The organism is Arthrobacter sp. LjRoot14 (genome assembly GCF_964253905.1).
In the GTDB taxonomy this organism is placed as follows: Bacteria; Actinomycetota; Actinomycetes; order Actinomycetales; family Micrococcaceae; genus Arthrobacter.
On the sequence record NZ_CAXURL020000001.1, the window covers coordinates 3,459,766 to 3,473,862 of the forward strand.

At 67.1% G+C, this 14,097-nt stretch carries 17 protein-coding genes; 11 read left to right on the forward strand and 6 right to left on the reverse strand.

The window, feature by feature from the left end:
* The first annotated feature begins 47 nt into the window (after positions 1-47).
* From ACSQ12_RS15635 to asd, 7 genes are all read left to right on the forward strand, one after another.
* Positions 48-998, forward strand: a complete 951-nt coding sequence (locus tag ACSQ12_RS15635) for an NUDIX hydrolase (protein ID WP_436067012.1) — start codon at positions 48-50, stop codon at positions 996-998.
* A gap of 102 nt (positions 999-1,100) precedes the next feature.
* Positions 1,101-2,753, forward strand: coding sequence for a hypothetical protein (locus ACSQ12_RS15640; RefSeq protein WP_436065980.1), 1,653 nt, complete (start codon positions 1,101-1,103; stop codon positions 2,751-2,753).
* Positions 2,750-3,139: a GntR family transcriptional regulator gene (locus ACSQ12_RS15645; RefSeq protein ID WP_436065981.1), complete on the forward strand. Its 390-nt coding sequence runs from the start codon at positions 2,750-2,752 to the stop codon at positions 3,137-3,139. Before ACSQ12_RS15640 ends, ACSQ12_RS15645 begins: the two co-directional genes overlap by 4 nt.
* A gap of 9 nt (positions 3,140-3,148) precedes the next feature.
* Positions 3,149-3,952, forward strand: a complete 804-nt coding sequence (locus ACSQ12_RS15650) for a thymidylate synthase (RefSeq protein WP_436065982.1) — start codon at positions 3,149-3,151, stop codon at positions 3,950-3,952.
* Positions 3,949-4,533 (forward strand): dihydrofolate reductase, encoded by a 585-nt coding sequence (locus tag ACSQ12_RS15655; protein ID WP_436065983.1) that lies wholly within the window; start codon positions 3,949-3,951, stop codon positions 4,531-4,533. Before ACSQ12_RS15650 ends, ACSQ12_RS15655 begins: the two co-directional genes overlap by 4 nt.
* Positions 4,534-4,537: 4 nt before the next feature.
* Positions 4,538-4,756 (forward strand): NF038396 family protein, encoded by a 219-nt coding sequence (locus ACSQ12_RS15660; protein ID WP_104171996.1) that lies wholly within the window; start codon positions 4,538-4,540, stop codon positions 4,754-4,756.
* A gap of 136 nt (positions 4,757-4,892) precedes the next feature.
* Complete coding sequence (gene asd, locus ACSQ12_RS15665) at positions 4,893-6,023, forward strand: aspartate-semialdehyde dehydrogenase (RefSeq protein WP_436065984.1); 1,131 nt, start codon at positions 4,893-4,895, stop codon at positions 6,021-6,023.
* A 28-nt stretch (positions 6,024-6,051) separates the two neighbouring features.
* Here asd and ACSQ12_RS15670 read toward each other — a convergent pair whose 3' ends face one another.
* Complete coding sequence (locus ACSQ12_RS15670) at positions 6,052-7,164, reverse strand: winged helix DNA-binding domain-containing protein (protein ID WP_436065985.1); 1,113 nt, start codon at positions 7,162-7,164, stop codon at positions 6,052-6,054.
* 117 nt (positions 7,165-7,281) lie between these two features.
* Between ACSQ12_RS15670 and ACSQ12_RS15675 the strand changes: the two genes are divergently transcribed.
* Together ACSQ12_RS15675 and ACSQ12_RS15680 are read left to right on the forward strand one after the other, a co-directional pair.
* Positions 7,282-7,773 (forward strand): hypothetical protein, encoded by a 492-nt coding sequence (locus ACSQ12_RS15675; RefSeq protein WP_436065986.1) that lies wholly within the window; start codon positions 7,282-7,284, stop codon positions 7,771-7,773.
* Between the two features lie 44 nt (positions 7,774-7,817).
* Positions 7,818-8,306 carry a hypothetical protein gene (locus ACSQ12_RS15680; RefSeq protein WP_436065987.1) on the forward strand — a complete coding sequence of 163 codons (489 nt, stop codon included), beginning with the start codon at positions 7,818-7,820 and terminating at the stop codon, positions 8,304-8,306.
* Positions 8,307-8,317: 11 nt separating this feature from the next.
* Here the strand turns inward: ACSQ12_RS15680 and ACSQ12_RS15685 are convergent, their stop codons facing one another.
* From ACSQ12_RS15685 to ACSQ12_RS15700, 4 genes are read right to left on the reverse strand one after another with little or no spacing between them, the layout of a single operon-like run.
* Complete coding sequence (locus ACSQ12_RS15685) at positions 8,318-9,385, reverse strand: UDP-N-acetylmuramate dehydrogenase (RefSeq protein WP_436065988.1); 1,068 nt, start codon at positions 9,383-9,385, stop codon at positions 8,318-8,320.
* Between the two features lie 35 nt (positions 9,386-9,420).
* Positions 9,421-10,701: an MFS transporter gene (locus ACSQ12_RS15690; protein WP_436065989.1), complete on the reverse strand. Its 1,281-nt coding sequence runs from the start codon at positions 10,699-10,701 to the stop codon at positions 9,421-9,423.
* Between the two features lie 13 nt (positions 10,702-10,714).
* Positions 10,715-11,167: a MaoC family dehydratase gene (locus ACSQ12_RS15695; protein ID WP_436065990.1), complete on the reverse strand. Its 453-nt coding sequence runs from the start codon at positions 11,165-11,167 to the stop codon at positions 10,715-10,717.
* A gap of 2 nt (positions 11,168-11,169) precedes the next feature.
* Positions 11,170-11,643, reverse strand: coding sequence for an FAS1-like dehydratase domain-containing protein (locus tag ACSQ12_RS15700; RefSeq protein ID WP_209743036.1), 474 nt, complete (start codon positions 11,641-11,643; stop codon positions 11,170-11,172).
* A 197-nt stretch (positions 11,644-11,840) separates the two neighbouring features.
* On the opposite strand from ACSQ12_RS15700, the gene ACSQ12_RS15705 reads away from it, so the two are divergent.
* Complete coding sequence (locus ACSQ12_RS15705) at positions 11,841-12,218, forward strand: ArsR/SmtB family transcription factor (RefSeq protein WP_436065991.1); 378 nt, start codon at positions 11,841-11,843, stop codon at positions 12,216-12,218.
* Positions 12,215-13,873: a SulP family inorganic anion transporter gene (locus ACSQ12_RS15710; protein ID WP_436065992.1), complete on the forward strand. Its 1,659-nt coding sequence runs from the start codon at positions 12,215-12,217 to the stop codon at positions 13,871-13,873. Before ACSQ12_RS15705 ends, ACSQ12_RS15710 begins: the two co-directional genes overlap by 4 nt.
* On the opposite strand, the gene ACSQ12_RS15715 is transcribed toward ACSQ12_RS15710, so the two are convergent.
* A complete protein-coding gene (locus ACSQ12_RS15715) occupies positions 13,863-14,087 on the reverse strand; it encodes a DUF3188 domain-containing protein (RefSeq protein WP_209743035.1) in 225 nt (74 codons plus the stop codon). The genes ACSQ12_RS15710 and ACSQ12_RS15715 overlap by 11 nt on opposite strands.
* Positions 14,088-14,097 lie beyond the last annotated feature (10 nt).

The following is a 14,097-nucleotide window of genomic DNA, read 5'->3' on the forward strand; positions in this document are numbered from 1 at the left end:
GTGATGCGAAAAGCGATGCCGTCAATGACTCGGCGAACGATTCGCTTATTGCGGACCAGACCGACCATCCCGGGGAACCTGTAGCGGTCACCGCTGCGGGCGCCCTGCCGTGGCGCGTCAGCAAGGACAAGCTCGAGGTCCTGCTGATCCACCGTCCAAGCTATGACGACTGGTCGTGGCCGAAAGGAAAGATCGACGCCGGCGAGACCATTCCGGAGTGCGCCGTCCGTGAGATCGAAGAGGAGATCGGGCTCAAGGCCACCCTCGGCATTCCCCTTCCTCCGATCCACTACCACGTGTCCGCCGGCCTGAAGGTGGTCCATTACTGGGCCGTGGACGTGGACGGTGCCGTGCTGCGCCCGGACGGCAAGGAAGTGGACAGCGTGATGTGGTGTTCACCGGAAAAAGCCGCCGCCCTGCTGAGCAACCCCGGTGATATTGCGCCGCTGGAGCACCTGGTGGCAGCCCACGCACGCAAGGAACTGGATACGTGGCCGCTGCTGGTGGTGCGCCACGCCAAGGCCAAGCCCCGCTCCTCCTGGACCAAGGCGGAAGGGGACCGTCCGCTCGCGGCTACAGGATTGCGGCAGGCCCAGGCTGTCCGACGGTTGCTTCACGTGTGGAAGCCCCTCCGCGTGCACTCGAGCCCGTGGCAGCGCTGTGTCGCCACCATTGCGCCGTACGCCAAGTCCGCCGACGCGAAAGTAAAACTGCACGACGCCCTGACCGAACACCGCCATGCCCGGAGCCCGAAGAAGACCGCAGCCGTTGTGGAAGCACTCTTCGACAAGCAACGCGCCATCGCCCTGTGCACCCACCGGCCGGCCTTGCCCACGGTGATCTCGCAGCTGGGTCAGCACATGAACGGCCGGCTGCGTGCCCTGCTGCCATCCTCCGACCCCTACCTGGCCCCGGGAGAGATCATCGTGTGCCACGTAGCCCGCGGCAATAACCACAAGATTGTCGCCGTGGAACAGTTCAGGCCTTTCGACGACTAGAAGGGCCTCCCCGGCTTCTCCGTGCGTCAGGCCACGAGCCCGCTTGACCCGGAGGCCTTTGTATCAAATACTCAGTACATTGATGCAAAATCTGGGGGGATTATGCCGGTCCAATTCGAACTGCCGCCAATGCTGCTGCTGGGACCGCTGGTCGCCGCCGTCGTTCTCTACCTCATCCTGAGGTGGGTGGTGTGGGAACCGAGGATGGGCGCCTCGCCCGAAACTGTTTCGCAGCACGCGCTCTGGGTGGGCGTCATCGGCTGGATGGCAAGCTCCCTCCAGGGGGCCACGAATATCGGCATCATCCCGGCCGGTAGAACCACCAGCCCCGTCATCGGCCCTTTCCTGGTCGCCCCGGACACCATCATCCCGGCATTGGCCTGGCCCATCCTCGGAACCCTCGGGGTCCACGCACTGGGCCAGCTCAGCTATCCGCGGCCTCAACGCCCCCGCCGCAAGGCCAGCCTCCATGTCCGGAAAATCCATGATTTCCTGCCGCGGCCGCTGGCCTGGACAACGCTGGCCATTTTCACGGGCACCGCCGCTTACCTTGGCTGGACGGCGACGCTCACGGGCTTCGAAGCCATTGCGTACGGGTCGGTCCGGGAGGATCCGCAGGGCTATCGGACCATCGGCGGCGACGGGCGCATCCCCGGCACCGAACTGGCCGGTTGGCTGGGATGCGCGCTGGTTGTCCTGGCTGCGGGCACTTGGCTGGTGCTGCTGCTGATCTGCCGCCGACGGCAGCTCGAGCAGCTGACGGACCACGACAATTCGCTTCTGCGAACCATCGCCATGAACAGGTTGCTGCGCACGGTCGCCACGATGGCGTCGGGCCTCGCCGTCATCGCGGGTAACTATGTGGCCCGTCCGGAGCCGGCTGCGGGCAGCACGTCGTGGACCAATTTCGCGGCCTTTGCGGGCATGGCGGTTCTGCTGGCCATGCTGGTCTGGTCGCCGCCGAAACTGACGGGAACCGCAACGGCTGCCAGCCTCCGGAACGCGAAGCCCGGACACTTCGGCGCCGGACCGCACCCGGCAACCAGGCTTGTGGTTTCGGTCGGCGCCGGACTCGGCGCCGCCGCAGCCCTGCCGGTGCTTGCGGGAGCGTTCCTGGTCCCGGCCATCATCGCGGCGGGGCCGTCCGGGCCGGCGCTTTTCATAACAGTGGTTGCGGGGCTGGTGCTTCTGGTCCTCGCCGCCGGCGAGCTGTTGCTGCAGCGCAACTACACGAGTCAGGATGAACCGCGGACGTGGCCACGGCAGCCGGTGGGGCCGGCCCTCCTCACCACACTGATCCTGGCGCTGTTCGTCTTCGTCGCAACTCTTGTGGTCTCAGCCACCGGGAACTCGCTGATTGGCAGGGACGGCGGGTGGATTCCTGCCGCCGTCCTCAGCGGCGTCGGCGCGGGCCTGGCGCTTCCGGCCTTTTTTACAGCCCGCCTGCGGCACGGCATTCCCGGCGCTCCCGGCGGCCTCGATGCTGCCCTCCGCGCCATCACCGTGCACCGGGTGGCGCGCACGCTTTCGGCCATGTTCATGGCGCAGGCGGCGATGGTGCTGCTGATGAACAGCCAGGCGTGGGCGGCTGTCTTCGGGGTGGCGTTCCTGCCGTCCGTCCCGTGGTGGCCCGCCTCCCTTGCGGGCTCGCTTTTGGCGTGCGGCGCGATCGTCACCGCCCTGGTGCCGGTGCGGACCTTCGCGGGCTCCCCTTCCCGGCCAGCTCCCCTGCCCCGCAAGGACCACGTCACATGACGGCGGGGATTGCCGTTGACCTGCGGTCGGCCGTGCCGCCCTATGAGCAGATCCGCACCCAGATTTCCTCGTTGATCGCTGTCGGCTCGCTGGCTTCCGGAACCCGGCTGCCCACTGTCCGCAGCCTGGCGGCGGATCTGGGCATCGCAGCGGGGACGGTGGCGCGCGCTTATAAGGAACTCGAGCAGGCGGGCCTGATTGAAACACGGCGGCGAAACGGGACCGTCGTCGTCGGCATGCCCGGCTTTGTACGTCCGGCGGGCGGCTCCGTACCCGCGGACCTGACCGCCGCCGTCGACCGTTACATCGCTGAAGGCCGCGCCGCGGGCCTGGACGACGGCACGCTCCAGGACATACTGCGCCTCCGGCTTGGCCATCCTCAGTAGACTGGGACCGTGAGCATTCCAACGCCCTATGAAGACCTCCTGCGTGACGTCCTTGCCAACGGCACGCACAAATCTGACCGCACCGGCACCGGCACGCTCAGCGTGTTCGGGCGGCAGATGCGCTTTGACCTCAGCCAAAGCTTTCCGCTGATCACCACCAAGCGCGTTCATTTCAAGTCGGTAGCGGTTGAACTTCTATGGTTCCTGCGCGGTGAAACCAACGTGAAATGGATGCAGGACCAGGGCGTCACGATCTGGAACGAATGGGCCGATGCCGACGGCGAACTGGGGCCCGTTTACGGTGTGCAGTGGCGCAGCTGGCCGACGCCCGACGGCGGCCACATCGACCAGATCGCCGAGCTGGTGGAGAACCTCAAGTCCAACCCGGACTCGCGCCGGCACATCGTGTCCGCCTGGAACGTGGCTGAGCTTCAGGACATGGCCCTGCCGCCGTGCCACGCGTTCTTCCAGTTCTACGTTGCGGACGGCAAGCTGTCCTGCCAGCTGTACCAGCGCTCGGCGGACACCTTCCTGGGCGTCCCGTTCAACATCGCCTCCTATGCGCTGCTGACCTGCATGCTGGCCCAGCAGGTGGGCCTGGAAGCCGGTGAGTTCGTCTGGACCGGCGGCGACGTGCACATCTACGACAACCACATGGACCAGGTGCTCAAGCAGCTCAAACGGGAGCCGTACGCATACCCGCAGCTGAAGATCCTCCGCAAGCCGGACTCCATTTTTGACTACACGCTGGACGACTTTGAAGTGGTCGGGTACCAGCACCACCCTACGATTAAGGCGCCGATCGCAGTATGAGCACCGACAACGCCATGGACCCCCTGGCCTTCACTGAAAAAATTGCCGACGGAACCACCGGAGTGGGGCTCGTCTGGGCCCAGACCACGGCGGGCGTGATCGGCAAGGACGGCGACATGCCGTGGCACCTGCCCGAGGACATGAAGCATTTCACCCGGCTCACCACCGGGCACCCGGTGATCATGGGACGCAAAACCTGGCTCTCGTTCCCGGACAAGTACCGGCCGCTGCCCGGTCGCACCAACATTGTGGTGACGCGCCAGGAAGGCTGGGGCGACACTCCCGAGGGTCAGGGCGCCATCGCGGTGAAGTCGCTTGACGACGCGCTGCTGGAATCACAGTTCGCGCCCGGCCATGAAACCGTATGGGTGCTCGGCGGCGGCGAAATCTTCGCGCAGACCCTGGACATCGCCGACGTCGCGGTGGTGACGTTCATCGATTCCGAGACCGACGGCGACACCTACGCACCCGAGCTCGGCTACGAATGGAAGCTGGCTGCCAGCGAGCCGGCCAGCGGCTGGCTGACGTCCGCCACGGGTACCCGGTACCGCTTTACCATGTGGCGCCGGACGGAGGCCTAGGACCATGCTGAAGAAGCCGGAAACACTCTTTGTCCTGGGCTACATGCTGCTCCCGCTGCTGGCCCTTCTCTCCGCAATCGTCGGCCTGACCATGATCCTCGGCGGCAACAAGATCGCCGGTGCGATCGTGCTCGTGGTGGTGACGCAGGCATTCGCGTTCGGTGCCGTCTACGCGCTGCGCCTCCGCAAGGCGGCGGTGCTCGAACAGCACGACGCCGAGTAGCGGCTCAGGCGGTTCGTTCCCATAGCCTGGGCCTCCTACTTCAAAAAGCGCAAGGCAGCGCGCCTCCGTAGGCAGTGCATCCGGGGCGTGACGTAACCGACTGCGCCGTGCCGGTTCCGAAGTCTAAACTGGTCGAATGACTACAGCAGCTACCCCCTCTGTCGGCCTCGTCGGATGGCGCGGCATGGTCGGCTCCGTCCTGATGCAGCGCATGCAGGATGAAGGCGACTTCGCCAACATCAACCCGGTGTTCTTCTCCACGTCCAACGCCGGAGGTGCCGCGCCTTCCTTTGCAGAAGGTGCAGGCAAGCTCGAGGACGCGTTCGACGTCGACACGCTGGCTAAGCTGCCAATTATTGTCACCGCCCAGGGCGGCGACTACACGAAGCAGGTCCATGGCGAGCTGCGCAGCCGCGGCTGGGACGGTCTCTGGATCGACGCTGCTTCCACCCTGCGCATGAACGATGACTCGATCATCGTGCTGGACCCCATCAACCGCGACGTCATCGACAAGGGCCTCGCAAACGGCACCAAGGACTTCATCGGCGGCAACTGCACCGTGTCCTGCATGCTGATGGGCCTCGGCGGCCTCTTCAAGAACGGCCTCGTCGAGTGGGGCACCTCCATGACTTACCAGGCTGCCTCCGGCGGCGGCGCCCGCCACATGCGCGAGCTGCTCAGCCAGTTCGGCACCCTCAACGCCGAGGTCAGCTCGGAACTGGACGACCCGGCGTCGGCCATCCTGGAAATCGACCGCAAGGTCCTGGCACACCAGCGCACCGACATCGACGCGACGCAGTTCGGCGTCCCGCTGGCCGGCTCGCTGATCCCCTGGATCGACGCGGACCTGGGCAACGGTCAGTCCAAGGAAGAGTGGAAGGCTGGGGTGGAGACCAATAAGATCCTCGGCACCGCCGGCGAAAACCACATCATCATGGACGGCCTGTGCATCCGGATCGGCGCCATGCGTTCGCACTCCCAGGCCCTCACCCTCAAGCTCCGCGAAGACCTCTCCGTGGCCGAGATCGAGAAGCTCCTGGCCGAGGACAACGAGTGGGCCAAGGTGGTGCCGAACACCAAGGAAGACTCCATGGCGAACCTGACCCCGGTGGCCGCCTCCGGCACGCTGGACATCCCGGTGGGCCGTATCCGCAAGCTCGAAATGGGCCCGGAATACATCAGCGCCTTCACCGTGGGCGACCAGCTCCTCTGGGGCGCCGCCGAGCCGCTGCGCCGCATGCTCAACATCGCCACCGGGACCCTCTAAGGACCTCCCCCGTTCCCTGCACGGTGCGCTACGGCGCTTGGCCGAGGAATTTCAGGTACCTCGCGGCCTGCAGCTTAAATGACTTTTGGGCTGCAGGCCGCAGTCCGTTAACGGAGTCGAACGGTTCGGGCACGACGGCGGCCGTCCGCCCGGTGCCTTTCAGTGCCCAGGTGCCGACCACTTCGCCGCCAGCCACGATGGTCTTCTTGAACATCCCGTTGCCGCCGGGGACCACCTTCTGGGCGTGCTCGGGCGGAAGCACCAGGGACCGGTCGGTGTATCCCAGCACGAACTCATCGAAGCCCGGCAGGACCACCACGGAGCGCTGGCCGGGCACGCCGTCGTCGAGCAGTGCCGCGGTGGCCGGAGACATCCAGTAGCTGGTTCCTTCGAACTCCAACTCAACGAGCTGGTCCTTCGCCTGGGCCAGGGCGCTGCGGACCTCCGTGACACGTGTGCCGGACCACCACGCAAAGTCACGTTCCGTCGCAGGCCCGTGGCTGATCATGTACCGCAGCACCAGCTCGGCGATGCCCTCCGCGCGGTCCAGCTCGCGGGACTTCGGGATCCACTCGTCGAACGCCTTGACGAGCTGCTGGTTCCCCGCAAGCGGCCCCTGCACCAGCCAGGCCCGCTGACACAAAACCCCCAGCAGGTGGATGCCACGCTGGCCGGCGGTGGACTGCCCAGCGGCTTCAAAGGCCTGAAAGAGCTGCTGCCGCGTGGCCGATCCGCCGCCCGAGACCAGTTCCAGGGCCGCATCACGGGCAGCGTCCACGTCCCGGGCATCAATCTCCAGCTCCCGGTGGCGGCCGCTCATTCCTTGGATCAAACGGTCCGCCGTGATGTCCAGGATCCAGCGCAGGTCCTCCGGAGCCAGCAGGTGCAGCGTCCCGCGCATGGGCCATGAGCGGACAACGAGCCCTTTATCCAGCGCGGACCGGACGGTGTCAATCCCGGCGTTGCGGACCCTCAGCCCCACGGCCCAGAGTGCCGCCTGCATGTCCTGGGCCTGCATGGCGGTCATCCACCGCACGGCGTCCGGCGCAGAATCGAACGCCGGCGCCAGCAGCCCCTGTGCGGCGAGGCGCAGCCGTCCGATGACGTGCCGGGTGACCCGGGTCCGTGCGCCTGTTCGCATACCCCCATCGTAGGTCGCACCCCTGACAACGCACGTCCGCAGTCCCGGCCAGTCCTGTACGGGGAGTGCACGGCATGCTCCCAGCCGGTTTACAGCCGGGGTCCCTACGCTTGTTGGATGACTGTTGGAGAGCTCTGGCCGCACCTGCGGCCCCTGTGCCGGGCCCTTGCCCTGCTCGGCTGGGCCACAAGTGCTGCCGGAATGGCCGCAGGGCTCTCCATCGCGGTCGCCGGCGGAACGAGCCTCTCCCCCACTGTGGAGGCCCTGCAGTTCTTTTCGGCGGTCAGCATGGGGGTGGCGGTCATCAGTTTCGTCGCCGCCTCCCTGCTGCAGCCCCGGCACCGCGGCTGGCGGGCTGTTGACCATGACGCCAACGGTGCTGCCCAGGATCCGGGCGGCGACATGCCGCCCACCATCAGGAGCTTCCTGCTGGCCGCCTTCGCGCTGCTGGCTGGAGCCGTGGTGTTCGCCTGTGCCGGGCTGGTCCTGCGCAACGGCCCCAGTGCACAGTCCGTGGCCTTTTGCCAGGTTTTCCTGCTGGGTGCAGCGGCTTCCGGGTTCACTTTTATGCTGTTCAGCAAGGTCACCCCGCGGCACCGCCGGAACTGACGTCCGGAGCGTGCCGGGTCAGCTGAGCGTATTAGGCTAGCCGGATGACTTTGGGGAGTTTACTGAAACAGCTGGACCGAGGCCGGACGTCCTGGATGGTCGTAGCGAGCCTGGCCGTGCTGGCCGGCACTGCGTCGATGATCGGGGCACTGCTCAGCCAGGCCACGGGCAAGGACGCGGAGCCGTATCTGGCCGGCGGCGTATTAGGGCTTGCTGGCGGTTACGCGGTGGCAACGCTGGGAGGCGTGGCCGCAAACAGGCTTGGCACCAGGGTCCGGCTGCTGCGTGACTGGCGTCGGCAGCCACGTGTCGTTCAAGTGTTGACAGGGCTGACCACTCTGGGCGCGTTGGCGTCCGTGGCAGCCATGCTCATGGCGTTCACCGGCGCCCTGGGGCCGCTGAGGCCAACCAGCCTCGCCTCGGCTGCGTTCTACCCGGCCATCGCAGCTTCCGGCTGGGCCCACGCACTGGCAGCAGCGGGGGCCGCACAACGCGATGCGTCCCCCGTGGAGCCCCTGCGCCGCATCCCCTGACATGGGAGCGGCTAGAGCTCGACGCCGATCAGCAGCGGCTCCGCGTGCAGTTCAATGCCAAAGCGCTCGACGACACCGCGCCTCACCTCGCGCGCCACGGCCACCATGTCTGCCGCACTCGCTGCACCCCGGTTGGTGATGGCCAGGGTGTGCTTGGTGGACAGCGACGCCCGTCCGCCGGAGACACTCCCGTACTCCAGCCCGTATCCCTTGCCGAAGCCGGCATGGTCGATCAGCCAGGCGGCGGACAGCTTGACGAGGCCGTCCGCCCCGGCCGGGTAGCGGGGAGCGTTTTCGGGGAGCCGCCCTGCCGCCTCCGCGGGGACAATCGGGTTCGTGAAGAAGGATCCTGTGGAATAGGTGTCCCGGTCCTCCGGGTCCAGGACCATGCCCTTGGAGGCACGGAGCCGCAGGACCTCACGGCGCACATCGTTGGAGTAGGCCCTTTCGCCCGGTTCGACGCCCAGGGACTTCGCCAGCTCGGCATATCGGATGGGCGCGCTCATCCGGCCCAGCGGCAGCTGGAACTCGACCGTGAGCACAACGAAGCGCGGGGACCCCTGGACGGTGGCCTGTTTGAGGATCGAATCCCGGTAGCCGAACTTCAGCTCGGAATTCGTGAAGGTGCGGACGGCGTTCTTTTCCCGGTCCCAGGTCCGCACCGCGGCAATGGTCTGGGAGACGTCCGCGCCGTAGGCGCCCACGTTCTGCACAGGAGTGGCTCCGGTGGATCCCGGGATGCCGGAGAGCGCTTCGATTCCGGACCACGCGTGGCGCACGGCGTGCTCCACCAGGGCGTCCCAGTTGTGCCCTGCCTGGACCACCACGGCAACACCGCCGCAGGAATCCTCGGAGTTGACCGTGAACCCCTCAGAGGCGATCCGGAGCACGGTGCCGGGGTATCCGTCGTCGGAAATCAGCAGGTTGGACCCGCCCGCGATGATCAGCAGCTTCTCACCGGCGGCGTCCGCTGAGCGGACGGCGTCAATGATTTCCGCCTCCGTGCGGGCCTCGATGTAGTTGCCGGCAGGACCGCCGACGGCGGCAGTGGTCAGGTCGGAAAGCAAAGTCTGGGTCACCTGTCCAGCCTATCGGTCATTGGCATCGGACCGGATCAGGAAAGCTTCCGGGCCACCGGGGACAGCAGGAAGCTGACCACGAGCATCACCATCACGGCAAGGAGGGAATGGAGGATGCCGACATGTTCGGCCAGCAGCCCCAGCAGCGGCGGACCGCACAGGAACGCACCGTACCCGATGGTGGACACCACGGACACGCGGGCGGCCGCCTTGACCGGATCGTCGGCCGCGGCGGACATGCCAACCGGGAATCCCAGCGAGGCGCCCAGGCCCCAGACAGCCAGCGCCACGAACGCCAGCCATGGCACCGGGGCGAACACGAACAGCCCCAGGCCGGCCACTGCCAGCGCGGCGCACCAGCGCATCACCGGCACCCGGCCAAAGCGGTCCAGGACCAAGGTTCCGGCAAAGCGGCCAATGGTCATGAAAGTGACGAACAGGCCGTAGCCCGCCGCCCCGGCAGCATCCGTCTGGCCGTGGCCGTCGGCCAGGGCCAGCGCCACCCAGTCGCCCGCTGCCCCTTCAGCGAGGGCAAGGCCGAGGACCAGCACGCCCAGCAGCAGCGTGCGCTTGTCGCGCCAGGCCTGGGCGATCAGACGTTTGTTGTCCAGCGGCTGTTCCGGGACGGCGTCCGTCTGCCGGACGATGGGAATGGGGCCCGTGGACGGGTCTTCGAACGTGTCCGTACCGGACGCCTTGAAGGGTCGTTCCCCCTGCACCGGCGTAATGTCCGCACGGAACCACGAGGCGGCGGTTGCCACCGAGCCGGCCACCACGAGCCCTCCCGCCGCAAGATGCCAGAGCACGGGAATGCCGGCGCCGGCGGCCCAAGCTCCCAGCCCGGCTCCGGCAACCGTTCCCAGGCTGAAGGAGCCGTGCAGCCGGGGCATGATGTGCCGGCGGACGGCGCGTTCCACTGCGGCGCCTTCGACGTTGGATGCGGTGTTCCAGCTGGCCGTGCCGAGCCCGATGACCGCCAGGCCGGCGGCAACCGCCACCGGGCTGGCGAGCACCGAGGTGCCGAATCCGGCGAGCAGCAGCCCGGCGCCCACCATGATGCTGCCGATCCGGATGGTCCGCTTGGATCCCAGACGGAGGACGATCAGCCCCGAAGCGGAGACGGATAGAAACGATCCGGCCGTCATACAGAGAAGGAGGAGTCCTACCGTGCCGGGCGTCAGGTCCAGCCCGTCCCTGATGGCCGGGAGCCGGGACACCCAGGTGGAAAACGCGATTCCGCTTGCCCCGTAGGCCACCACCACGGCGTTGCGCCAGTGGGTGATCTCGGCGGACGGAATGAAGACGTCCTTGGTCACGGAAGCATCGTTGTCACGCAAGCCTGACGACAGCCTGGGCCTTCATCAGAACCTTCTGGCCGGCGGAGACCACGGTGAGGTCCACCCGGGCGGTGCCGGCGTCGGCGTCGAGCGCGCCGATGGCGCCACTGACCTCGATGACGGCTCCGGGCTCTTCGCTGCCGGTGGTGTCGGCGACCAGCACCGGTTTGGTGAATCGGGTCTGGAAGTCCACGACGGCGGCCGGGTCGCCGGCCCAGTCGGTCACCAGCTGGACTGCTGCGCCCATCGTGAACATGCCGTGGGCAATGACGCCGGGCAGGCCAACTCCGGTAGCGAAAGCCTCGTTCCAGTGGATCGGGTTGAAGTCGCCGGACGCACCGGCATATTTCACCAGGTCCTGGCGGGTGACGGTGATGCTGCGGCTGCCGAGGTCCTGGCCGACGGCAAGCTCAGAAAAAACGGGGGCAATGGATGCAGTGCTCATGGTTACTGTCCCTCTCCGCGGACCAGGATGGACGAGGTGGTGGTGGAAACGGCTTCCCGGGAAACACCCGAGCCGTCGGCGCCGTTGAGGGCGAAGATTTCCGAGCGCGTGGTGATCATTGCGCCGCCGCCCATGGCGCGCACGCCGTCCACGTGCAGCTCCGCCACCAGGCGGTCACCGGCGAAGATGGGCCGGTGGTGGACGAAGCGCTGGTCCGCGTGGACCACGCGGGAGAAGTCAATGCCGGACTCCGGATCCTCGATCAGCTGGGCATCGGCGCGCTGGGCAATGATGATGGCGAAGGTGGGAGGGGCCACGAGGTCGCTGTGCCCCAAGGCCCGGGCCGCTTCCAGGTCGAAGTGCGCGGGATGGGTGGCCTTGACCGCCCTGGCGAACTCGCGGATCTTCTCGCGGCCAACGTCGTACACCTCTGCGGCAGGGTAGCTACGGCCCTGCAGATCCGGATTGATAGTCATGGCCTCAAGCCTATCGCTCCCCCGCCGTCGGGCCAGCGGCCGGTCACGAGGCGAGAGGCGGCGCGGTTCACGGCCTGTTGTGCACCAGGGGCCTGGCAGGACATGGCCGGTAGCGGTATGATGAATTTATCATTCCATCAATTCGCGCGGTGACCCTTCGTCCGGCTGCTGCGCGAACCAGGCGACAGCAGGTCCCCATGCTTTCCGCGGCGCAGGCCCCTTTGTACGAAATCAAGGCCAACCTCTTCAAGGCCCTCGCCCACCCGGCGCGCATCAGGATCCTCGAACTGCTGGCTGCCGCGCCGGACACAACAGCACCGGTCAGCTTCCTCCTGGCCGAAACCGGGCTGGAGGCTTCCCACCTCTCCCAACACCTGGCAACGCTGCGCCGGCACAAGGTGGTGACCTCGGTCCGGTCCGCGAACGCCGTGACCTACCGCCTGGCGCACCCCAAAATCGCAGAGCTCCTGGCCATTGCCCGGACGTTCCTGCTGGATACCCTGGCGGACTCAAACGAGCAGCTCCGGCTGGCGCAGGAATTGCCGGTCGCCCATCTCTCCGGCCCGTCCTGGTGAGCCGGCTGCGGACACTGCGGGCATTCCTGCCGTCCCGCCGCGACTACGACGGGCTTCGCTCCTCGTGGAAGACGGACCTCACTGCGGGCATCACGGTGGGGATCGTTGCACTTCCCCTTGCGCTGGCGTTCGGCGTCAGCTCCGGAGTGGGCGCCGAAGCCGGACTGATCACCGCAGTGGTTGCCGGCCTGGTGGCGGCCATCATGGGCGGCTCCAACGTCCAGGTGTCCGGCCCCACCGGCGCAATGGTGGTGGTCCTCGCCCCGGTGGTGGCCAGCCACGGCGCCGGCAGCATTCCGATTGTTTCGCTGCTGGCAGGGCTCATTGTCTGCGCGCTCGGCATCAGCGGACTGGGCCGCGCCGTTGCTTTCATCCCCTGGCCTGTGGTGGAAGGATTCACCCTCGGCATTGCCGCCATCATTTTCCTCCAGCAGGTGCCGCTGGCCACCGGAACAGCGGGCATCCCGGGCCACAACACCCTCGTTGCGGCGATCGAAGCAGCGTCGGGAGCCGCGTTTCCCACCGTCATCCAGACCCTCGCCGTGGTGGCTGCGGTCGCGGCCATCATGTTTGTGGTGCCCAAGGTTCACAAGTCGCTACCTGCCAGCCTGACCGCCGTGCTGCTGGTCACCGTGGCCGCGGAGCTGCTTCGCCTGGACATTCCCCGGATCGGCGCGTTGCCGCATTCCCTGCCCGCCCCGGCCGTGCCCTCGATCGACCCCGCAGCGCTTGGCGACCTCATGATGCCGGCACTGTCCATCGCCGCGCTGGCGGCCATTGAGTCACTGCTCTCCGCCCGGGTGGCGGCGGGAATGGTGGGGCCGGACGGCAGGCCCGGCGGCCGCTACAGCCCCGACCGCGAACTGACCGGACAGGGGCTGGCGTCCATCGCGGCCGGACTGTTCGGCGGAATGCCCGCAACCGGCGCCATCGCCCGGTCCGCCGTCAACGTCCGGTCCGGAGCGAAGACACGGCTGGCAGCCGTGGTCCACGCACTGGTGCTATTGGCCATCATCTACCTCGCCGCCGGATTGGTCGGGCGGATTCCGCTGGCCGTGCTGGGCGGAGTCCTGATGGTCACGGCCACGCGGATGGTCTCGACCCAGACGGTCAGCGCCATTCTCCGTTCCACCCGGTCTGATGCGGCAGTCTTCATCCTCACTGCCCTGATCACCGTGGCTTTCGACCTGATCATTGCCATCCAGATCGGTCTGGCCGCTGCCGCGCTGCTGACGCTGCGGAAGTTTGCCTCACTGAGCGGTGTCCGCCGGGAGGCCCTCACGGGCGCGCCCGCCGAAGGAGATTCCCACATCGCCATCTTCAGGCTCGACGGCGCCATGTTCTTCGGGGCGGCGGAACGGATCCTGCAGGAAATCAGCGAGGTAAAGGACATCCAGGTGGCCATCATCCGCTTGTCACAGGTGCGCATGCTGGACGCCACGGGCGCACACGCCCTGGTGGAAGTCATTTCGGCGCTGGAACTCCGCGGAATCACCGTTCTGCTGAAGGGGGTCCAGCCGGAGCACCTGGAACTCGTGACGAACGTGGGTGTGATCCGTTCCCTCCGGCACCACAAGCACCTGTTCAGCACACTCCCGGCGGCCGTGGAGCACGCCCGGAGCCATGTTCTGCGGAACGCCGCCGCTAACGCTTGAGGTTCTTCCTGATCTGTTGTCCCCGCACCACGATCCCCACAACGTGCAGGACCAGGCCAAGGCCGATCACCGGCAACGAGGCCACAGCGAGGCCCTGGTTGCCGGAGGTGTTGCCCACCAGGTTGAGGACAATGCCGACGGCGATCAGGCCCATGGCGCTGAAAACGAGCACCTTGTAGGAGGTGGATGCGGTGGCCCAGAATTCGTTCAGCACCGTCCCATTC